The 19,032-nt window shown below is 70.4% G+C and carries 21 protein-coding genes and 2 tRNA genes; 9 read left to right on the forward strand and 14 right to left on the reverse strand.

The genetic code is table 11. From position 1 onward, the window contains the following. The first annotated feature begins 46 nt into the window (after nucleotides 1-46). Nucleotides 47-1,123: a trans-sulfuration enzyme family protein gene (locus tag ASG74_RS05525; protein ID WP_056139950.1), complete on the forward strand. Its 1,077-nt coding sequence runs from the start codon at nucleotides 47-49 to the stop codon at nucleotides 1,121-1,123. 14 nt (nucleotides 1,124-1,137) lie between these two features. Here the strand turns inward: ASG74_RS05525 and ASG74_RS05530 are convergent, their stop codons facing one another. Both ASG74_RS05530 and ASG74_RS05535 read right to left on the reverse strand, forming a co-directional pair. Further along, nucleotides 1,138-2,136 (reverse strand): NAD(P)H-dependent glycerol-3-phosphate dehydrogenase, encoded by a 999-nt coding sequence (locus ASG74_RS05530; RefSeq protein ID WP_056139953.1) that lies wholly within the window; start codon nucleotides 2,134-2,136, stop codon nucleotides 1,138-1,140. Beyond that, the gene (locus ASG74_RS05535; RefSeq protein ID WP_056139956.1) at nucleotides 2,133-2,963 is read right to left on the reverse strand and encodes a lysophospholipid acyltransferase family protein; all 831 of its coding nucleotides are present in this window, start codon (nucleotides 2,961-2,963) and stop codon (nucleotides 2,133-2,135) included. The genes ASG74_RS05530 and ASG74_RS05535 overlap by 4 nt, the downstream gene beginning before the upstream one ends. A gap of 115 nt (nucleotides 2,964-3,078) precedes the next feature. Here ASG74_RS05535 and cofC point away from each other — a divergent pair, with 115 nt between their 5' ends. Genes cofC through ASG74_RS05550 form a run of 3 tightly spaced genes read left to right on the forward strand, consistent with a single transcriptional unit; the run spans nucleotide 3,079 to nucleotide 4,697 of the window. Next, nucleotides 3,079-3,711, forward strand: coding sequence for a 2-phospho-L-lactate guanylyltransferase (cofC, locus tag ASG74_RS05540; RefSeq protein WP_056139959.1), 633 nt, complete (start codon nucleotides 3,079-3,081; stop codon nucleotides 3,709-3,711). Nucleotides 3,712-3,720: 9 nt separating this feature from the next. Continuing rightward, nucleotides 3,721-3,930, forward strand: coding sequence for a hypothetical protein (locus ASG74_RS05545; RefSeq protein ID WP_056139962.1), 210 nt, complete (start codon nucleotides 3,721-3,723; stop codon nucleotides 3,928-3,930). A 53-nt stretch (nucleotides 3,931-3,983) separates the two neighbouring features. Next, a complete protein-coding gene (locus ASG74_RS05550; protein ID WP_056139965.1) occupies nucleotides 3,984-4,697 on the forward strand; it encodes a hypothetical protein in 714 nt (237 codons plus the stop codon). A gap of 88 nt (nucleotides 4,698-4,785) precedes the next feature. Here ASG74_RS05550 and ASG74_RS05555 read toward each other — a convergent pair whose 3' ends face one another. The 3 genes from ASG74_RS05555 to leuC form a co-directional block, all read right to left on the reverse strand. Then, entirely contained in the window at nucleotides 4,786-5,487 is a 702-nt protein-coding gene (locus tag ASG74_RS05555) for an HU family DNA-binding protein (RefSeq protein ID WP_056139968.1), read from the reverse strand. Between the two features lie 388 nt (nucleotides 5,488-5,875). Beyond that, on the reverse strand, nucleotides 5,876-6,463 hold the full coding sequence (gene leuD, locus ASG74_RS05560) for a 3-isopropylmalate dehydratase small subunit (RefSeq protein ID WP_056139971.1): 588 nt from the start codon (nucleotides 6,461-6,463) through the stop codon (nucleotides 5,876-5,878). A gap of 1 nt (nucleotide 6,464) precedes the next feature. Then, a complete protein-coding gene (gene leuC, locus ASG74_RS05565; RefSeq protein WP_056139975.1) occupies nucleotides 6,465-7,898 on the reverse strand; it encodes a 3-isopropylmalate dehydratase large subunit in 1,434 nt (477 codons plus the stop codon). Nucleotides 7,899-8,029: 131 nt separating this feature from the next. On the opposite strand from leuC, the gene ASG74_RS05570 reads away from it, so the two are divergent. Beyond that, on the forward strand, nucleotides 8,030-8,773 hold the full coding sequence (locus ASG74_RS05570; protein ID WP_009778172.1) for an IclR family transcriptional regulator: 744 nt from the start codon (nucleotides 8,030-8,032) through the stop codon (nucleotides 8,771-8,773). Between the two features lie 74 nt (nucleotides 8,774-8,847). On the opposite strand, the gene ASG74_RS05575 is transcribed toward ASG74_RS05570, so the two are convergent. The 3 genes from ASG74_RS05575 to gltX all read right to left on the reverse strand — a co-directional run bounded on the left by ASG74_RS05575 (nucleotide 8,848) and on the right by gltX (nucleotide 10,741). Then, nucleotides 8,848-8,920, reverse strand: a tRNA-Glu gene (locus ASG74_RS05575). A gap of 99 nt (nucleotides 8,921-9,019) precedes the next feature. Next, a tRNA-Gln gene (locus tag ASG74_RS05580) sits at nucleotides 9,020-9,091 on the reverse strand. Nucleotides 9,092-9,208: 117 nt separating this feature from the next. Next, complete coding sequence (gene gltX / locus ASG74_RS05585; protein ID WP_056139978.1) at nucleotides 9,209-10,741, reverse strand: glutamate--tRNA ligase; 1,533 nt, start codon at nucleotides 10,739-10,741, stop codon at nucleotides 9,209-9,211. 78 nt (nucleotides 10,742-10,819) lie between these two features. Between gltX and ASG74_RS05590 the strand changes: the two genes are divergently transcribed. Continuing rightward, on the forward strand, nucleotides 10,820-11,032 hold the full coding sequence (locus tag ASG74_RS05590; RefSeq protein ID WP_056139981.1) for a dodecin: 213 nt from the start codon (nucleotides 10,820-10,822) through the stop codon (nucleotides 11,030-11,032). A 96-nt stretch (nucleotides 11,033-11,128) separates the two neighbouring features. Here the strand turns inward: ASG74_RS05590 and ASG74_RS05595 are convergent, their stop codons facing one another. The 4 genes from ASG74_RS05595 to ASG74_RS05610 form a co-directional block, all read right to left on the reverse strand. After that, on the reverse strand, nucleotides 11,129-12,361 hold the full coding sequence (locus ASG74_RS05595) for an RNA polymerase sigma factor (protein ID WP_056139984.1): 1,233 nt from the start codon (nucleotides 12,359-12,361) through the stop codon (nucleotides 11,129-11,131). A 22-nt stretch (nucleotides 12,362-12,383) separates the two neighbouring features. Next, the gene (locus tag ASG74_RS05600; RefSeq protein WP_056139986.1) at nucleotides 12,384-12,737 is read right to left on the reverse strand and encodes a YciI family protein; all 354 of its coding nucleotides are present in this window, start codon (nucleotides 12,735-12,737) and stop codon (nucleotides 12,384-12,386) included. 134 nt (nucleotides 12,738-12,871) lie between these two features. Then, nucleotides 12,872-13,645: a fumarylacetoacetate hydrolase family protein gene (locus ASG74_RS05605; protein ID WP_056139989.1), complete on the reverse strand. Its 774-nt coding sequence runs from the start codon at nucleotides 13,643-13,645 to the stop codon at nucleotides 12,872-12,874. 21 nt (nucleotides 13,646-13,666) lie between these two features. Beyond that, on the reverse strand, nucleotides 13,667-14,515 hold the full coding sequence (locus tag ASG74_RS05610) for an SGNH/GDSL hydrolase family protein (RefSeq protein WP_056139993.1): 849 nt from the start codon (nucleotides 14,513-14,515) through the stop codon (nucleotides 13,667-13,669). A 118-nt stretch (nucleotides 14,516-14,633) separates the two neighbouring features. On the opposite strand from ASG74_RS05610, the gene ASG74_RS05615 reads away from it, so the two are divergent. Next, nucleotides 14,634-15,530, forward strand: a complete 897-nt coding sequence (locus ASG74_RS05615; RefSeq protein WP_056143188.1) for a hypothetical protein — start codon at nucleotides 14,634-14,636, stop codon at nucleotides 15,528-15,530. Here ASG74_RS05615 and arfB read toward each other — a convergent pair. Together arfB and cimA are read right to left on the reverse strand one after the other, a co-directional pair. Further along, nucleotides 15,517-15,972, reverse strand: a complete 456-nt coding sequence (gene arfB, locus ASG74_RS05620; protein ID WP_056139996.1) for an alternative ribosome rescue aminoacyl-tRNA hydrolase ArfB — start codon at nucleotides 15,970-15,972, stop codon at nucleotides 15,517-15,519. The two genes, ASG74_RS05615 and arfB, sit on opposite strands and share 14 nt — an antisense overlap. A 37-nt stretch (nucleotides 15,973-16,009) precedes the next feature. After that, nucleotides 16,010-18,019: a citramalate synthase gene (gene cimA / locus ASG74_RS05625; protein ID WP_442910080.1), complete on the reverse strand. Its 2,010-nt coding sequence runs from the start codon at nucleotides 18,017-18,019 to the stop codon at nucleotides 16,010-16,012. Here cimA and ASG74_RS05630 point away from each other — a divergent pair. Then, entirely contained in the window at nucleotides 18,018-18,479 is a 462-nt protein-coding gene (locus tag ASG74_RS05630; RefSeq protein WP_056140000.1) for a YdeI/OmpD-associated family protein, read from the forward strand. The two genes, cimA and ASG74_RS05630, sit on opposite strands and share 2 nt — an antisense overlap. A 73-nt stretch (nucleotides 18,480-18,552) precedes the next feature. After that, on the forward strand, nucleotides 18,553-19,014 hold the full coding sequence (locus ASG74_RS05635) for a Fur family transcriptional regulator (protein ID WP_082569545.1): 462 nt from the start codon (nucleotides 18,553-18,555) through the stop codon (nucleotides 19,012-19,014). Nucleotides 19,015-19,032 lie beyond the last annotated feature (18 nt).

Raw genomic sequence — 19,032 nt, forward strand, 5'->3', positions numbered from 1 at the left:
TGGACCCTATCTCGCGGAAGCGGGCACACGGCATACGCTCGCTCGCGTGGACCATGACGAGCTGAGCCCTGCCACCCGTGTCGTCTCCCTGGGCCGGGTGCCCCGTGAGCCGGGAGCACAGGTCGGCGCACCGCTGACCCTGACCTCGACCTACCACGCGGACGGGCCGGTGAACTACGCGCGCGCCGGCAACCCGACCTGGGCCGCCTTCGAGGAGGCGCTCGGGTCGCTCGAGGGCGGTGAGGCGCTGGTCCTCGCCTCGGGAATGGCCGCCGTCGCCGCTGCCCTCTCCCTCGTGCCCCATGGCGGCCGCGTCGTCGTGCCCTCAGCCGCCTACAACGGGACCCTGGTCACCCTGACGGATCGCGCGGAGGCCGGTGAGGTCGAGGTCACGCACGTCGACATCACCGACACGGGCGCAGTGGTGGCCGCTCTCGACGGGGCCGCCATGCTGTGGATCGAGTCGCCCACCAACCCCCTGCTCGACGTCGCCGAGGTGGAGACCCTCGCGCAGGCCGCCCGGGCGCGCGGCGTTCTCGTCGTCGTCGACAACACCTTCGCCACCCCCCTGCTGCAGAAGCCGCTCGCCCTCGGCGCTGACGTCGTGGTCCACTCGGCCACCAAGTACCTGTCCGGCCACAGCGACCTCCTGCTCGGCGCCACCGTGACGAGCCCGGACGATGCCGGTCGGGGACTGCACGAACGGATCCGTCGCCACCGTCAGCTGCACGGCGCCATCGCCGGACCGATGGAGACCTGGCTGGCCCTGCGCGGACTGCGCACGCTGTCCGTCCGGCTGGAGCGGGCCTGCGCCAACGCCGCCGTGCTCGCGTCGCGGCTCGAGGGCCACGCCGGTGTGGAGCGGGTGCGCTACCCCGGCTTCGGGGCCATGGTCTCGATCGACGTCGCCGGTGACGCCGACGCGGCGGAGCGGGTGGCCGCGGCCACGCTCCTCTGGGTGCACTCGACGAGCCTGGGCGGGGTCGAGAGCCAGGTCGAGCGACGGCGTCGCCAGCCCGGCGAGCCCGAGGTCGTGCCCGAGAGCCTGCTGCGGCTCTCGGTCGGCATCGAGGACGTCGAGGACCTGTGGCGCGACCTCGACGCCGCCCTCGGCACCGTCTGACGCGCCTGGGCGTCTCAGCCGGTCTCGGCCTTGCGGGGCCGCGCAAGCAACGTGCCCACGACGTCCTGGGCCGACTTGCCCTCGGTGATCATGGCGTTGACCTGCTCGATGATCGGCACATCGACGCCGTGGCGGCGCGCCAGGTCGAGGATCGAGGTGCAGGACTTCACGCCCTCCGCGGTCTGCTTGGTGACCGCGATGACCTCCTCCACGGTCATGCCCTGGCCGAGGCGCACGCCGAAGCTGTGGTTGCGCGAGAGGGGTGACATGCACGTCGCGATGAGGTCGCCGACGCCCGCGAGGCCCGAGAAGGTCACGGCCTCCGCGCCCAGGGCAAGGCCCAGACGCGTGGTCTCGGCGAGCCCACGGGTGATGATCGAGGCCTTGGAGTTGTCGCCCATCCCCAGCCCCTCGGCCATGCCCACGGCGAGCGCGATGACGTTCTTGGTCGCCCCCGCGATCTCGGTCCCGACGACGTCGGTCCCGGTGTAGGGACGGAAGTATGCCGCGGCGCAGGCGTCCGCGACCCGCTGCGCCACCCGCTCGTCGGCCGCTGCCACCACGCTCGCCGCCGGCTGCTTCACGGCGATCTCGCGGGCCAGGTTCGGTCCGGAGATGACGACGATGCGATCCGGCTCGACGCCACCGGCGTCGGCGATGACCTCGCTCATCCGCTTGGTGGTGCCGAGCTCAACACCCTTCATCAGGGAGACCACGGCCGCATCACCCGGCAGCGTGGAGCCCCACGCCACGAGGTTGTCGCGCAGCGTCTGCGACGGCACAGCGAGGATGACGATGTCGGCCCCGGCTGCTGCCTCGGCGGGGTCGGTGGTCGCCGAGATCCGGGACGAGAGGCGCAGCTCGGGGAGGTACTGCTCGTTGCACCCCGCGTTGATCGTGTCCACGACCTCGGCGCGTCGGCCCCACATGGACACGTCGGTCCCGGAGTCCGCGAGGACGGCTGCGAACGCCGTGCCCCAGCTGCCGGTGCCGAACACGGCTGCAGTGCTCACGCGTCGTCCTCCACATCGTCGGGGTCGTCCTTGGCCCATTGTGGGGGCAGTTCACGCTCACGCGGACCAGAACGTTCGCTCGGCGTCGTCGCTCGCGGCCGTCCGGTCACGGTGATCCCCTGCTCACGGGGGTCGAACCGCTCCGCCGGCGCCTCCTCGCCGCGCAGGCGTTCCAGCTCGCGGGTCAACGCCGTCATGATGCGGTCGGTGGCCTCGGCCAGGACCGTGGCCGTGACCGGCCGGTCATGGAGGTCGTCGAGGTGGACGGGCTCGCCTGCCCGGACCTGCATCGTGTGGCGGGGCAGCACGCTCGGGCGATGCCCGTAGGGAGCAAGGACGGCCTGGGGGCCCCACTGGACGATGGGGATGACCGGGCAGCGGGTCGCGAGGGCGACCCGGGCGGCACCGGTCTTGCCCCGCATCGGCCACAGCTGCGGCTGTCTCGTGAGCGTGCCCTCCGGATAGATCGCGACGCACTGCCCGGCCGCGACTGCGTCCACCGCGGCGCCGTAGGCGTCGGACGCCTGACCCGTCTCGCGGTAGACGGGGATCTGCTGGGCGCCCCTGAGGATCGAGCCGATGACGGGGAGGCGGAAGACCTCGATCTTGCCGAGGAAGTGCGGCACGATCCCGGCGTCGTTGAGGAAGTGAGCGAAGATGAAGGGGTCGATGTGCGAGACGTGGTTGGCCACCGCGACGAACCCGCGGTCACGGGGCAGGTGCTCGACCCCGGACCACTCGCGTCGGGTCAGCACCATGAGCGGGGGCCGCAGGAGGGAGACGACGAACCGGTATGCCGGAGGGGCGCCCGATGGTCCGGTCCTCATGCAGGCCTCTCGTCTCGGGCACCGCGTCACCGGCGGTGCCGTGCGGTCTGCGGACATCTTGGTCTGCAGCGGGGGCGATGTCGAGCAGGCACGAGCCGCATTGGAGGATCGAGGCATGCCGTCGCCCTGCGAGACCAGCTGGTACGTCGTGGTCCCCGTCAAGGGCGGTCGCACAGGCAAGTCGCGCCTGCGTCAACATCTCGACGACGAGGACCTCGTCGCGGCGATCACCCATGACACCTTGGCAGTGGTGGCGCGCGTCGTGACCTCCGCCCGGACCATCGTCGTGACGTCCGACCCGGGCGAGGCGGCACGTGCCCGTGAGCTGGGCGCCGCTGTGGTCGCTGACCCCGGCCGCGGACTGAACGCTGCCTGCCTCGCGGGAGTGCGCGCGGTGAGGTCGCTGGACTCGACCGAGCGCGTCCCCGTGGCGGTGCTCCTCGGCGACCACCCGGCCCTGCACGCCGACGAGCTCAGCGCCGCGCTGCGTGCCGGGTCCACGCTGGAGACGTTCTTCGTGCCCGATGCCGATGGAGTCGGCACCGCTCTGGTGGGCACCACGGCTGCTGGGGAGCCCGACCTCGCGTTCGGACCGCACAGCGCCTCGCGTCACGCCGGTCTCGGCCACGTGCGGCTCGACCTCGACCTCCCCGGCCTGCGGCACGACGTCGACGATGCGGCCTCCCTGCACCATGCAGCAAGCCACCTCACGTTGGGCCCGCGCACGCGACGGGCTCTGGAGCGATAGCGTCGGCTCGTGCAAGCCAGCGTCCACACCTTCTCCCCCGACGGCTCCGGCTCAGCCCTGCTCGACGACGGACAGGAGGTGTCGTGGCCCGGAGAGGTCTTCGCGCACAGCGCGCTGCGACACGTGCGCATCGGCCAGCGCGTCAGTGTCGAGCTCGACGGCGAGACGGTGACCCGTCTGTGGATCGTGGGGATCGGTGAGGGAGAGGTCATCCGCTGATCCGCGTACGAGTACTCAGGCGAGGAGGTCCGGCACACACCTAGGTTGAGCGCGTGTCGACCCTCACGCGCATCGTGCGCCTCGTCTGCGTCGCGATCGCGGCCGTTGTCGCCCTCGCCCTGACGGCCTACCTCACGGTCAACCTCGTCGGACTGGTCTCCGCGACGGCCAAGCGGGCAGAGCTCAGTACTCAGCTCACCGCCCGCATCGCGACGGAGGTTCCGACCTCGCAGGAGCGCGCGCAGGATTTCGCCAGGGACATCGATGCGCCGCCGACGCACCACTGGGTGGCGCAGCAGTGTGGCTTCAGCAGCGACGACGCGGGCTGGATGGTGCAGAACTACCGCCAGGTCTGCTCCCTGGAGTCGGTCCACGTGTGGAAGGTCGCCACGGAGGGCGAGGCGCGCACGTTGCTCGGCGACCACGTGCAGACAGGCACGCGGCCCTTCACGATCGACGCCTGCCAGCGCTACCAGGTGGCGGACTCCTTGGGCGCGCAGGACGCCTTCTCGGACAGCCAGCTCGCACTCACCTACCTCGGCCCGGCGGCCGAGGGCAGCCGTTGGTGCGAGCCCACCGACCGGCGCTACCAGCAGCGGCGAAGCGTCGTCGGCGAGATCCCCGTCCTGGACGACACCCAGGGCTGGCTCGTCGCCGTCCAGAGCGACAAGCTCGTCGACGAGGACCTCGGGTGCCTGCACTGGAGCGTCATCTTTTGCGACAACCCGTTCGGCAACGCACCTGCCTGGGGCAGGCCGCCCGGCTGAGCACGCCAGGAGCGGCACGCGCTTCCCGACACGACAGGGCCGGCGCCCGTGGCGCCGGCCCTGTCGGTGTGCGGTGGTGAGGCAGCGGTCAGCGACGTGCCGTCTTCTTGGCAGTGGTCGTCTTGGCCGGAGCCTTCTTGGCCGCAGCCTTCGTCGTCCTCGTGGCAGCCGCCTTGGTGGCGGTGGCCTTGGTGGCGGTCGCCTTAGTGGCGGATGCCTTCTTGGCGGGTGCCGTCCTGGCAGCGGACGTCGTCGCCGTCTTCTTGGCCGCAGCCTTCGTGGCGGTGGCCTTCGTGGCGGTCTTCTTGGCCGGGGCGGCCTTCGTGGTGGCTGCCTTCTTGGCGGGTGCCGCCTTGGCCACGGTCTTGGTCGCCGCCTTCTTGGCTGCCGCAGTCGTGGCCTTCGTGGCCGGGGTGGCCTTGGCCGCGTTCTTCTTGGCGGGTGCCGCCTTCGCGGCGGCCGAAGCGGTGCCTGCACTCGCGCGCTGGGCGGCCGGCGATGCCTTGGGCAGCGTGGAGGGCTTCTTCACGTAGGCCTTGAACGCGGCACCGGCGCGGAACCGCGGGGCCTTCGCCTTGGGGATGCGGACGCTGGCGCCGGAGTGCGGGTTGCGCCCCGTGCGCGCGGCGCGCTCGACGCGGTCGAAGGTGCCGAAGCCGGTGATGCCGACCTTGCCACCCTTGGTGACCTCACGAACGATCGTGTCGAGGACCGCATCGAGGGCCTCCGTCGCCGCCTTGCGGCTGCCGAGACGCTTCTCGAGCTCCCGGACGAGTTCTCCCTTGTTCACTGGCTCTCCATCGAGTTTGCCGCCGGCACTACCGACGATGTGTGTGACCAGACGATCGCCTGACCTGTCTCGACGGTAGGCCCGGCCCGGCGTGCAGTCCATCACCTCCGCCCGTGTTCCGTTGTCCCGCAACCCCATTGGTCTCGGTCCACACTGAACCCGGCCCACCTGCGCCACGAGCGGCATGATGGACGCCCACCGGCCCACTCACGGCCAGCACCGTTGTGGCACAGGACAATTGGTCGAGGGGTCAGCGGCCTGCACGGCGTCACCCGGAAGACGGGAGCGCACGACCCAGGTCACACCAGCCACACCAGTCACAAGCAGGACGATGGGACAGCTGGACGAATTGCTTACTCCCCCAACGGCGTGTCGCGAGCCTTGATGCTCAGATCGTGACGGGCTTCCACGCCGGACGGGTGCCCTCGTATGCCGTGATGTCACCCTCGTTGCGCAGCGTGAGCGAGATGTCGTCCAGGCCCTCGAGAAGGCGCCAGCGGGTGTACTCGTCCACCTCGAATGCGGCGACGAGCTCTCCAGCCGTGATCGTGCGCGAGACGAGGTCCACGACGACGGGGGTCCCGGGCTCGTTCTCGAGGAGCTTCCAGAGGAGCTCGACGTCGTCCTGGCTGCACTGGGCCGTGAGCAGCCCGGCCTTGCCGCTGTTGCCGAGGAAGATGTCGGCGAACCGCGAGGAGATGACGACCCGGAAGCCGTAGTTCATCAGCGCCCAGACCGCGTGCTCCCTCGAGCTGCCCGTCCCGAAGTCGGGACCGGCGACGAGCACCGAGCCCGCGGCATACGTCGGGTCGTTGAGCACGAACGTCTCGTCCTTGCGCCACGCGGCGAACAGGCCGTCCTCGAAACCGGACTTGGTCACCCTCTTGAGGTACTCGGCCGGGATGATCTGGTCGGTGTCGACGTTGCTGCGGCGCAGCGGGACACCGGTGCCGGTGTGGGTGGTGAAGGCATCCATGTCAGGCCTCCTGGGTGGCCAGGTCGACGACGGGCGTTGCGAGCGGCTCGAGGTCGGAGGGGCTGGCAAGCGTGCCACGCACCGCGGTGGCCGCGGCGACGAGCGGGCTCACGAGGTGGGTGCGCCCGCCCTTGCCCTGACGCCCCTCGAAGTTGCGGTTGGACGTCGACGCGCTGCGCTCACCGGGGGCCAGCTTGTCGGGGTTCATCGCCAGGCACATCGAGCAGCCGGGCAGGCGCCACTCGGCCCCCGCCTCGGTGAAGATCGCGTCGAGACCCTCGGCCTCGGCCTGCAGGCGCACCCGGGCAGAGCCGGGGACGACGAGCATGCGCACACCGTCGGCGACCTGGCGACCACGGACGACGGAGGCGGCAGCACGCAGGTCCTCGATGCGACCGTTGGTGCAGGACCCGACGAAGACCGTGTTGACGGCGATCCGGCGCAGCGGGGTGCCGGCGACCAGACCCATGTACTCGAGGGCGCGCTCGGCAGACTGGCGCTCGGTGTCGTCCATCGTCGACGGGTCCGGCACGCTCTCGCCGAGCGGTGCGCCCTGACCGGGGTTGGTGCCCCACGTGACGAACGGGGTGAGGGAGGCTGCGTCGAGGACGATCTCGTTGTCGAACTCGGCGTCGTCGTCGGTGCGCAGCTCGCGCCAGCTGGCGACGGCGGCGTCCCAGTCGGCGCCCTGGGGTGCGTGGTCGCGGCCCTTGAGGTACTCGAAGGTCGTCTCGTCGGGGGCGATCATCCCCGCACGCGCGCCGGCCTCGATCGACATGTTGCAGACGGTCATGCGCCCCTCCATGGAGAGGGCGCGGATGGCGCTGCCGCGATACTCGAGGACGTAGCCCTGACCGCCACCGGTGCCGATCCTGGCGATCACGGCCAGGACGATGTCCTTGGACGTCACTCCCTCGGGGAGGTCACCCTCGACCGTGACGGCCATGGTGCGGAACGGCTTGAGCGGCAGCGTCTGCGTCGCCAGGACATGCTCGACCTCGGAGGTGCCGATGCCGAACGCCAGGGCGCCGAACGCGCCGTGGGTGGACGTGTGGCTGTCGCCGCAGACGACGGTCATGCCCGGCTGGGTCAGGCCGAGCTGCGGTCCGACGACGTGGACGATCCCCTGCTCGGCGTCGCCCATCGGATAGAGCTTGATGCCGAACTCCTCGCAGTTGCGACGGAGCGTCTGCACCTGCGTGAGGCTGATCGGGTCGGTGATCGGCCCCGGGGTGGTCGGGACGTTGTGGTCCTCCGTCGCCAGGGTGAGGTCGGGGCGGCGCACCGGTCGCCCGGCCAGTCGCAACCCGTCGAAGGCCTGCGGGCTCGTCACCTCATGCAGGAGGTGGAGGTCGATGTAGAGCAGGTCCGGCTCCCCCTCGCCGCGACGCACCACATGCGCGTCCCACACCTTCTCTGCCAGGGTCCTGCCCACGACCAACACCTCCACGAAACGGTTTGTGGCGCCGCCGCCCCCATGGTCGGCGACATCGCTCCCCACGAGAGTTCCACGCACGCCGCGCCGGGGAACTTGCGTCTCACGGCTTGGGACGGCAGTATCAAGACATGGACAACACCAGTGGTGTCGGCGTTCTCGACAAGGCGGCCATCGTCTTGAGCGCCCTCGAAGCCGGCCCCTCAACCCTCGCCCAGCTCGTCACCGCCACCGGGCTGGCGCGCCCGACGGCCCACCGCCTCGCGGTGGCCCTCGAGCACCACCGGCTCGTCGGGCGTGACATGCAGGGACGCTTCGTGCTCGGCCCTCGCCTGGGCGAGCTCGCCGCCGCGGCCGGCGAGGACCGCCTGCTCGCGGCAGCAGGGCCCGTCCTCGGGGCCCTGCGTGACCACACCAACGAGAGTGCTCAGCTGTTCCGCCGCCAAGGCGAGCACCGGATCTGCGTCTCGGCCGCCGAGCGGCCGGTGGGGCTGCGCGACTCCATCCCGATCGGCGCCAGCCTGACGATGCTCGCCGGCTCGGCCGCCCAGATCCTGCTCGCCTGGGAGGAGCCGGACCGGCTCCACCGCGGCCTGCAGGGCGCAGCCTTCAACGCCACCACGCTCTCGGGAGTGCGCCGGCGCGGCTGGGCCCAGAGCGTGGGCGAACGCGAGGCCGGCGTCGCCTCCGTCTCCGCGCCGGTCCGCTCCCCCTCGGGGCGCGTCATCGCGGCCGTGTCGATCTCCGGACCCATCGAGCGCCTGTCGCGCCAGCCCGGCCGACTGCACGCGGCCACCGTGATCGCGGGGGCCAACAAGCTCACCGAGGTCCTCGCCCGCCACGCGAAGACCGCAGAGGAGCAGCACTCGGCCTGACCGCCGCGGTGAGGCCACGGCATACACGCAGAAGTCCCCGCCACCTCGAGGAGGTGGCGGGGACTTCGTGTACGTAGCCCCAACGGGATTTGAACCCGTGCTAACGCCGTGAGAGGGCGCCGTGCTAGGCCGCTACACAATGGGGCCATGACTGTGCTGTCGGAGCGAGCTTCGACAGCGGGTGAAAGAATACCGTAGAACGGCAGTTCTTTCGAATCGGCCTCCGCCACAGGGGCTTTGACCAAGCTGGGGTACCAGGACTCGAACCTAGAATGACGGTACCAGAAACCGTAGTGTTGCCGATTACACCATACCCCAAGGGGGTATCACCGACGCTGTGGTCCGAAGACCTCATCCACCGGTGAACCGAGGAGTGATACTACCGGCCGCTCCCCCGACGCCCAAATCGACTCGTGTTCGGGCTCCCTCGACCGCTCAGAGCGAGTCGCGCAGGGCCTGCAGACGGGTGAGCGTCGAGGCCTTGCCGAGGATCTCCATCGACTCGAACAGGGGCGGGCTGATGCGTGCGCCCGACACAGCCGTGCGCAACGGACCGAAGGCGAACTTCGGCTTGATGCCGAGGCCGTCGACGATCGACTTCCGCAGGGCCGCCTCGATGGCCGCAGCATTCCAGCCACTGTCCGTGCCGAGCACGCCGGTGCCCTGGTCGTCGATGTCACCGAGAGCGGCCAGCGCGGCGTCGAGCACCTGCCCGGCGTCGTCCTTGAGCTGACCGCGTGCGTCCTCGGCGATCTCGAGGGCGTCGTCGGCGACGAAGAACGGGCGCACGAGCGCCGAGGCCTCGGTGAGGTGGGCGATGCGTGTCTGGATGAGCTCGGCCACCGCCTTGAGCCGGCCGAGCTCGCCGAGCGACGGGTTGCCGGACAGCACACCGTCACGCTCGAGGAAGGGCAGCAGGCGCGACGTGAAGTCGCCCAGCTCGAGCTCACGCAGGTAGACGCCGTTGAGCCAGTCGAGCTTCTTGAGGTCGAAGATCGGGCCGACCGGGTTGACCTTCTTCCAGTCGAAGCCGTCGCTGAACTCGCGGAACGTGAAGACCTCGCGCTCGGTGCCGTCCGCTTCGAGGATCGGCGGGTAGGCGAGCAGCGCCAGGAAGTTCACGAGCGCCTCGGGCAGGTAGCCCTCCTCGCGGAACCACGTGAGCCGCGCCGCAGGGTTCTTGCGCTTGGAGATCTTGGACTTGTCGGTGTTGCGCAGCAGCGGCATGTGCGCGAACTTCGGCAGGTCGAGCCCGAGCCACTGGTAGAGCAGCACGTGCTTGGGCGTGGAGCTGATCCACTCCTCGCCGCGGACGACGTGGGTGATGCCCATCTCGTGGTCGTCGACGACGACGGCGAGGTGGTAGGTCGGGAAGCCGTCGGCCTTGAGGATGACCTGGTCATCGGGACGCGGTGCCGACACGGTGCCACGGATGAGGTCCTCGAAGGTCAGCGGCGCGTCGTCGGGGATGAACATCCGCACGACCGGGTCCTTGTCGGTGAAACCGGGCAGGGCGGCCCGCTCCTCGCGGGTCTTGCCGTGGCAGAGACGGTCGTAGCCCGTGGGCTGCTTGGTCTTCTGCTGGACCTCGCGCATCTGGGCGAGGCGCTCCCCCGAGCACCAGCAGTAGTACGCCTTGCCGTCGGCGAGCAGACGCTCCACGTAGGGTCGGTAGGTGTCGAGACGCTCGCTCTGGCGGTAGGGCGCGAAGGGCCCGCCGACATCGGGCCCCTCGTCCCAGGTCAGCCCGAGCCAGTGCAGCGTGTCGTAGACCTGCTGCTCGCTGTCGGCCCGGAAGCGCGCCCGGTCGGTGTCCTCGATGCGCAGCAGGAAGCGTCCACCCTGCTGTCGCGCGAACGCGAGGTTGAACAACGACATGTAGGCCGTGCCGACGTGCGGGTCTCCCGTGGGGGACGGGGCGACGCGGAGGCGAGGGCTGCTGGCTGACGAGGTGGGCTGTTCGCTCATGATGACCCGATTCTAGGGTCTACGTTGGGCGCAGGGTCCGGGCGACCGGCGTCCGGCACGACCTGACGGAGACACCCCATGACCGATCACGTCTACGCCATCTCCGAGCTGGTGGGCAGCTCCCCCGACGGCGTCGAGGCGGCAGTGAACAACGCCCTCGCCTCCGCCAGCTCCAGCGTCCGCAACCTCGACTGGTTCGAGGTGACCCAGATCCGTGGCCACCTCGGCGAGTCCGGTGAGGTCGCCGACTGGCAGGTGGGCATCAAGCTCGGCTTCCGCGTCGAGAAGTAGCCCCCGGGACGACTGATTGCCCGTTCGGCCAGCTGCGAGCGCAGCGAGCGACTGGCCGAACGGGCAATCAGTCGTACTCCTGTCCCTGATGGTCGGTCAGGTCTCGCGCCGCGCAGCCAGCCAGGCACGCTCGGCCGGGTTCTGCGTGGTCGCGATCGCGGCGGCATACGCGTGGGTTGCGTCCTCCGCACGTCCGAGACGGCGCAGCAGCTCCGCTCTGCTTGCGTGCCATGGTGCGTATGCCGTGAGCTCCAGTGCGTCGATGACCGCCAGTGCGACGTGGGGCCCGTCGACCTCGGCGAGGGCGACCGCACGGTTGAGCTCGACGACCGGTGTGGGGTGGACGCGCACGAGCTGGTCGTAGAGCGCGAGCACCTGGCCCCAGTCGGTGGCCGATGCCTCGAGGGTGTCGGTGTGGACGGCCTGGATCGCGGCCTGCAGCTGGTAGGCACCAGGAGCATTGCGGCGCAGGCACTCTCGCACGAGCGCGTGGCCCTCCTCGATGAGCCCGAGGTCCCACAGGGTCCGGTCCTGCTCGCTGAGGGTGACCCACCGCCCGTCGGCGCCGATGCGTGCGGGGCGGCGGGCTCGGCTCAGGAGCATGAGCGCGAGCAGGCCGTCGACCTCGGGTGGTGAGCCGACGCCGACCGCGATCGACTGCACCTGGCGAGTGAGCCTGATGGCCTCGTCGGCGAGGTCCTGGCGGTCGGCACCGTCACCGCTGGAGCTGAGGTAGCCCTCGTTGTAGATGAGGTACAGCACCGCGAGCACGCCATCGAGGCGTTCGGCGAGGTCGTCCGGGGCAGGGACTCGGTACGGGATCCGGGCCCTGGCGATCTTGCCCTTGGCGCGGGTGATGCGCTGGGCCATGGTCGTCTCGGGGACGAGGAAGGCGCTGGCGATCTCCGCAACGGTGAGGCCGCCGAGCAGGCGCAGGGTCAGGGCGACCCTGGCCGGCTCGGCGAGCGCGGGGTGGCAGCAGGTGAAGATCAGCCGGAGCCGGTCGTCCTTCACCGGACCGCTCGCCTCCGGGGGCGTGTCGTCGGTGAGCATGGCGGCCTCGGCGTACTTCTCGTCGCGCACCTTCTCGCGACGGAGGTGGTCCAGCGCCTTGCGGCTGGCCGTGGTGGTGAGCCACCCGGCGGGGTTGGGCGGGACACCGTCGCGGGGCCACCGCTGGAGCGCGATGACGATGGCCTCGCCGAGGGCGTCCTCGGCCACGCCGATGTCGCCGTAGCGACGGATGAGACCGGCAACCACCCGGCCGTACTCGGTGCGGACGACGTCGGCGACGGCGTCCGAACCACGAGCGGCTGCGGGGGCGGGCACGGGCGGGCTCAGGTGCAGTCGGTCACTGGGAGGCGGCGTCGAAGGGACGGACCTCGACCGCGGCCCCGCAGGCGGCCGAGCCCTGCTTGGCCCAGTCGAGCGCGTCGTCGAGGTCGGCCGCCTCGATGATCCAGAAGCCCCCGAGGAACTCTTTGGCCTCCGAGAAGGGGCCGTCGGTCACGGTGGGGCGCTCGCCAGTGGCGTCCACCACCGTCGCGGTCGTGATCGGCGCGAGACCGCCGGCGAAGACCCACTTGCCGGCCTCCTGGAGCGTGTCGTTGAAGCGTCCGACCGTCGCGAACATCTCCTGCATCTCGTCGTCCGTGGGGACGGCGTCGTCGACGTTGCCGACGACGGAAAGCATGTACTGCGTCATGGTGGCTCTCCTTGAGGTGAACGACCGGCCGCCGTCCGTGGCGTCCTGCGTCGTCGTTCATCCTCTCCACGAACGGGCCCGCACGGATACGACAGACTCCGCGAAGTTTTCTCGGACTTCTGCAGGGCTCGGGCTCACTCGGCCGCGACGAAGGGGTTGCTCAGCGTGCCGATCTGGTCGATCTCGACCTCGACGCGCTGACCGGCGACGACCTGCCCGACACCGGCGGGGGTGCCGGTGAGGATGACGTCGCCCGGCAGCAGGGTGAAGGCCTGCGAGGCATGGGCGATGAGCTCGGCGACGCCGTGGACCATGTCGGACGTCGGGCCGTCCTGGACGACCTCGCCATCGAGGGTGGTGCGGATCCGGCACCCGGCCGGGTCGAGGCTGGTCTCGATCCACGGGCCGAGCGGGCAGAACGTGTCCAGGCCCTTGGCCCGCGACCACTGTCCGTCGCCGCGCTGCAGGTCACGCGCGGTCACGTCGTTGGCGACGGTGTAGCCGAAGACCGTGGAGAGGGCTTGGTCGACCGGCACGTCCTTGGCCAGGCGCCCGATGACGACGGCGAGCTCGCCCTCGTAGCTGACCTCCTGCGTGAACCCGGGGATCACCACCGGGTCACCGGGCCCGACGACGGCGGTGTTGGGGATGAGGAACATCAGCGGGCTCGTCGGAGCCTCGCCGCCCATCTCCTTGGCGTGCTCGGCGTAGTTCTTGCCGATGCCGATGACCTTGCTGCGCGGGATGACCGGCGCCAGCAGGCGCACGTCCTCGACGAGGTGGGTCGCGCCCGTCAGCTCGATCCTGGTGTAGAGCGGGTCGCCCGTGATCTCGGCGATCTTCTCGCCAGCACCGTCGACCAGCCCGTAGACCGGGTCCTCACCAGTAGTGAATCTCGCAATACGCACGGGCTCACTCTAGGGCGAGCCTCACTCCAGGCGAGCAGCGACGGTCGACGCGAGGACGGCATACCCGGCGTCGTTGGCGTGGATGTCGCTCTTGGTGCACATCCAGGTCCAGGCGCAGATCGTCGCGACGTTGGTCGGGATGGGTCCGTATGCCGTGGTCACGGGTGTCGTGTTGGTGGACCTGAACGCCGTGGCGACGTCCGCGACGTCGGCCCCGGCCGTGGCCGCCGCACGAGCGACCGCGGCGTTGAGTGCGCCCTGCAACACGCTCGATGCCCCTGCAGCCGTCTGACCGGCCGTACCGGTGAGCCAAAGGGCGAGGAACGGGTTGTAGTAGTTCAGGACGACGATCTGGGTGTCCGGGCCGGTCGCGGCGCGCAGCTCGCCGAGCGTCTTGGTGAGGTTGGCCTCAACCGTGCCGACCGCCTTCAGGGCGCACGTGAAGTCGATCACCGGGCGTGCACACGGGGTGACGTCGTTGGCGCCGATGTCGATGGTGACGAGGTCGACCTTGCTCTTGTGCGCCTTGAGGAACTGCACGCCCTCGGCCAGCTGGCTGCCGGCCTCGTAGGCGCAGCGGTCGGTGCCCATGAGCGAGGTGGTCGTCGCTCCGGAGCACGAGATGTTGCGCAGCTTGGCCTTGGGAGCGGTCTCCTGCAGGGCGTCCAGCACGCCGCCGACGTAGCCGCCAGTGCGGTCGTCGCCCACCCCTGGCTGGTATCCGGCCGCGAGGGAGTCACCGAGGGCGAGGTACCAGCTCGTCGCGTTCTGCGCCGCCTTGCCCTGGTCGCCGCCCGGGCCTGCGTACGCAGCGGACGGCGCCACGAGGGCGAGGAAGCAGGCGATGACCAGGGTGAGGGTTCGACGCATGACGGCAGCTCCAGGGGGATGCTCATGGCCGCGGCATGCGGCCCACCATGGATCGTCGCACGACCCCGCGTCGTCCGTGGTGACTTGGCCCGACCGACTCACCTACGCTGGTGAGGCCATGCTGCCGGACGCCCCCACCCTCCTCGACTCCCCGACATGGACCGTGCGCGAGTCCGCCCACCACTCGCGGGTCGAGGCGGCGACCGCGGCGCACCGAGCCCGGCGCGGCCAGCAGGTGCGCCACCCGGTCGAGGACTTCCTCTTCAGCTACTACTCGACGACGCCCGCGCAGCTGCGCCGTTGGCACCCCGGCGCCGGCGTGCGCCTGGCCGGTGCGAGCGGCCTCGAGCGAGCGGGGTGGAAGCACTACCGCGTCGTGGACGACGCGGTCGAGCTCGACGTCGAGGCGTTCGTCGCGGCCCGCGGACGCGCGGTCGAGTTCATCGCGCGGCTGCTTTCGGCGACGGCCTCGCGACCTGCTCGGCTCGGCTGCTTCGGCCTGCACGAGTGGGCCATGGTGTATCGCGCCACGGACGGTGACATCCGGCACGAGCAGGTGCCACTGCGCCTGAGCCAGGCTGCGACGGACGCGGTCGTCGAGCGCCACCAGATCACGTGCACCCACTTCGACGCGTTCCGCTTCTTCACGGCGGATGCGTTGCCCCGCAACGCTGTCCAGCCCACGAGGGAGTCGCAGGTCGCGCTCGAGCAGCCGGGCTGCCTGCACGCGGGGATGGACGTCTACAAGTGGGCGACGAAGCTCACTCCACTCGTGCCGAGCGAGCTCACGCTGGACTGCTTCGACCTCGCGATGGAGATCCGCCTCCTTGACATGCAGGCGTCGCCCTACGACCTCTCCGCCTACGACGTCGAACCGGTGAGGATCGAGACGGCAACGGGCAAGGCGGCATACCTCGAGCGCCAGCGAGCGTTCGCCGAGCGCTCCAACGTCCTGCGCCACCGCCTGCTCACGGTCCTCGAGACCTCGGGCGCTGCTGGGCTCATTCGGGCCTGAGCCGACCGCGTCCGGACTTGAGGGTGCCGCGGCGCTTCTTGGCGTCGAGGCGGCGGCGCTGGGAGCCGCGGGTCGGGCGCGTCGGCCGACGGGTGGGCGGCGCCGGTGCCAGGGCGTCGCGCAACAGGTTCGCGAGCCGCTCGCGGGCGGCGGCTCGGTTGCGCAGCTGTGACCGGTACTCGGACGCGGCGATGACGAGCTGGCCCTGCACGAGGCTGGACGCGAGGACCTCGAGGACGCGTTCGGCCTGGGTCGGCGTGAGGGACGCCGAGGTTGCGGGTGCGAAGGCCAGCTCGACCCGGCTGTCGGTGGTGTTGACGCCCTGGCCGCCGGGGCCGGACGAGCGGCTGAAGCGTTCGACGAGCTCGCCGGCATCGATCACCAACCCGCTCGCAAGCCCCGGACCGGGTCGCACGACGAGGTCGCCACCAGGTCCGCTCATGCTGCTCATGGTCGCACCCGGGTGCGCGCATCGCAGGTCAGCGTGCGGGCACTCCCGCCCGAAGCAGGCCGTAGGTCACGCTCTCGACGAGGGCCCTCCAGCTCGCCTCGAGGATGTTGGGGGCGACGCCGATGGTCTCCCAGGTCGTCTCGCCGTCACTGGTCTCGATGAGGACGCGGGTCACGGCGTCGGTGCCGTGGGCGGCGTCGAGGATGCGCACGCGGTAGTCGATGAGCTCGAGGTGCTCGACCTCGGGATAGGCCGGGGCCAGCGCCAGGCGCAGGGCGTGGTCGAGCGCGTTCACCGGGCCGTTGCCCTCGCCGGTGCGCAGCACCCTCTTGCCGCCGGCCGTGAGCTTGACCGTCGCCTCCGAGAGGGCCTCACCCTCGGACTGCGAGTCCGTGATGACCCGCCACGACTCGACCTCGAAGAAGGCGGGGAGGGCGCCGTCGATCTCGCGTCGCAGCAGCAGCTCGAAGCTCGCGTCGGCCGCGTCGAAGGTGTAGCCGCGCAGCTCGAGGTCCTTGACCATTGCCAGCACCTTCTGGACGAGCACGCCGTCGGCCTCGTTCTGCGAGTCGAGCTCGAGGCCGAGCTCGCGCGACTTCAGCTCGACCGAGGCACGTCCGGCCATGTCCGAGATGAGCATGCGCATGTCGTTGCCGACGTGCTTGGGGTCGAGGTGCTGGTAGAGGTCCGGGTCGACCTTGATGGCGCTGGCGTGCAGGCCCGCCTTGTGTGCGAAGGCGCTGGCTCCCGTGTAGGGCTGACGGCTGTAGGCCGGCACGTTCGTGATCTCACTGATCGCGTGGCTGATGCGCGTCGACTCCTGCAGGCGGTGCGGCTCCATGACCGACACCCCCTCCTTGAGCTGGAGGTTGGCCACCACCGTGACGAGGTTGGCGTTGCCGGTGCGCTCGCCGTAGCCGTTGATCGTGCCCTGCACGTGCGTTGCGCCGGCGTCGACGGCAGCCATCGAGTTGGCCACGGCACAACCGGTGTCGTTGTGGCAGTGGATGCCGAGACGAGCGTCCGCCCCGGTCGGGTCCAGCCCGAGCGCCGCGACCACGTCGGTGACGACGTCCCACACCTGCCCGGGCAACATGCCGCCGTTGGTGTCGCACAGCGCAGCCACCTCCGCACCCGACTCGAGCGCAGCGTGAAGTGCCTCGAGGGCGTACGCCCGGTCCACGGCATACCCGTCGAAGAAGTGCTCCGCGTCCAGGAAGACGCGCCGCCCCTCCCCCCGCAGGAACGACACGGTGTCGCGGATCATCTCGAGGTTCTCCGCACCGGTCGTGCGCAGCGCCCGCTCGACGTGCCCGATGTGCGACTTGGCGACGAGGGTGACGACAGGTGCCTGGCTGTCCAGGAGGGCCCGCACGAGCGGATCGGTCGAGGCCTGGCCTCCGGCCCGGCGGGTGGCGCCGAACGCGGCGAGGGTGGCGTTGTGGAGCGTGAGCTCGGTGGCGGCCCGGGCGAAGAACTCGGTGTCCTTGGGGTTCGCGCCGGGCCAGCCACCTTCGATGAAGCCGACTCCGAGGTCGTCGAGGTGGGACGCGATCGTGAGCTTGTCCACGACAGAGAGGTTGAGTCCCTCCTGCTGGGCACCGTCACGCAACGTCGTGTCGTAGACGTGCAAGTCGCTCATGGGTGTCGCCTCGATCTGGTCTCGTGCATCGGCGTGCTCAGACGTGTGCCTCACGTGTCGCTGTCGACTGGCGCTGCGACTCGGCCACCGGGGGTGGGGCGGCCGAGCTTCTCGTCCGGGCGACTCCGGCTTCCCGTCGTCGACCAAACAAAAAGACCCCCCGGGTGTGGGAGGTCTGCGCGACGAACTGTGTGTTCGTCGCGCTAGTCGATAATGACGGTGGCGGTGGCCACGGACATGAGAGTCACAGGCAGAGCGTGGCAGAACAGACCAGCATCCGGGAAGGCCTGTCCACATCGTGGGCACCCTCCTCGTCCGCGTCTCGTCATCGCCTGCGCGAGCGGTTGATTCGACGTATGCCGTCCGCTCGCCCACGTCGCTAGGCTCGCCTCCCATGGGAGAGACGCTGCACCTGACCGCCGTCCTTGAGGCACGCGGCCCTGCTGGTGGGTTCACGTTGACGGACGAGCAGGTTGCCGCACTGGGTGATGGCGCGAAGGCCTTCCCCGTCGTGGTGACGGTCAACGGCAAGCCCATCCCGCTTCGCCTCGCACGCATGGGTGGCGAGAACCTCGTCGGCTTCAGCAAGGCCAACCGTGCCGCAGCCGGGGTCGAGCTGGGTGACGAGGTGACCTTCGACATCGCCGCCGACCAGGCACCGCGCGAGGTCCAGGTCCCCGACGACCTCGCCGCCGCACTGTCGGCCGACCCGCCCGTCGAGGCGGCCTTTGCTGCGTTGGCGTCCTCGCACCGCAAGGAGTTCGTGCGGTGGGTCACCGAGGCCAAGCGTGAGCAGACCAGGGCCGAGCGCGTCGCCAAGACCGCCGAGATGGTCCGCGCCGGCCAGACGCGCTGACCGCCGGCGCCGCAATCGGCCGGGTGCCACTGTTTTCTTGACTGATTCCAGAATTGTTGGTTGAGTGAGGGTCATGCCCACTCCGATGAAGCCAGCGGCCGTCCTGCGTGCCGCTTCACTTCGGGTGACGAGGCCGCGCATGGCTGTCCTCGAGGCCGTCTGGGCACACCCGCATGCCGATGCCGAGACCCTCGCGCGCGCGGCGCGTGCCGGCCTCGGCAAGGTGTCCACCCAGGCCGTCTACGACGTCCTTGCCGCCCTGAGCAGTGCGGGGCTCATCCGCCGGATCGAGCCCGCCGGCTCGCCCGCGCGCTACGAGGCCCGCACCGGGGACAACCACCACCACATCGTCTGCCGGCAGTGCGGCGAGATCGCCGATGTGGACTGCGCCGTGGGTGAGACCCCGTGCCTCGCGGCCCAGGACAGCCACGGCTTCGTCATCGACGAGGCCGAAGTGACCTACTGGGGCACCTGCCCCGCCTGCAGCACCGCCGCGGGGTCCATCCCCTCGGCGTCCACCCACCACCCGTTGTGAGCAAGAGCCCCACACCAC

This window comes from Knoellia sp. Soil729, assembly GCF_001427985.1.
Lineage (GTDB): Bacteria > Actinomycetota > Actinomycetes > Actinomycetales > Dermatophilaceae > Knoellia.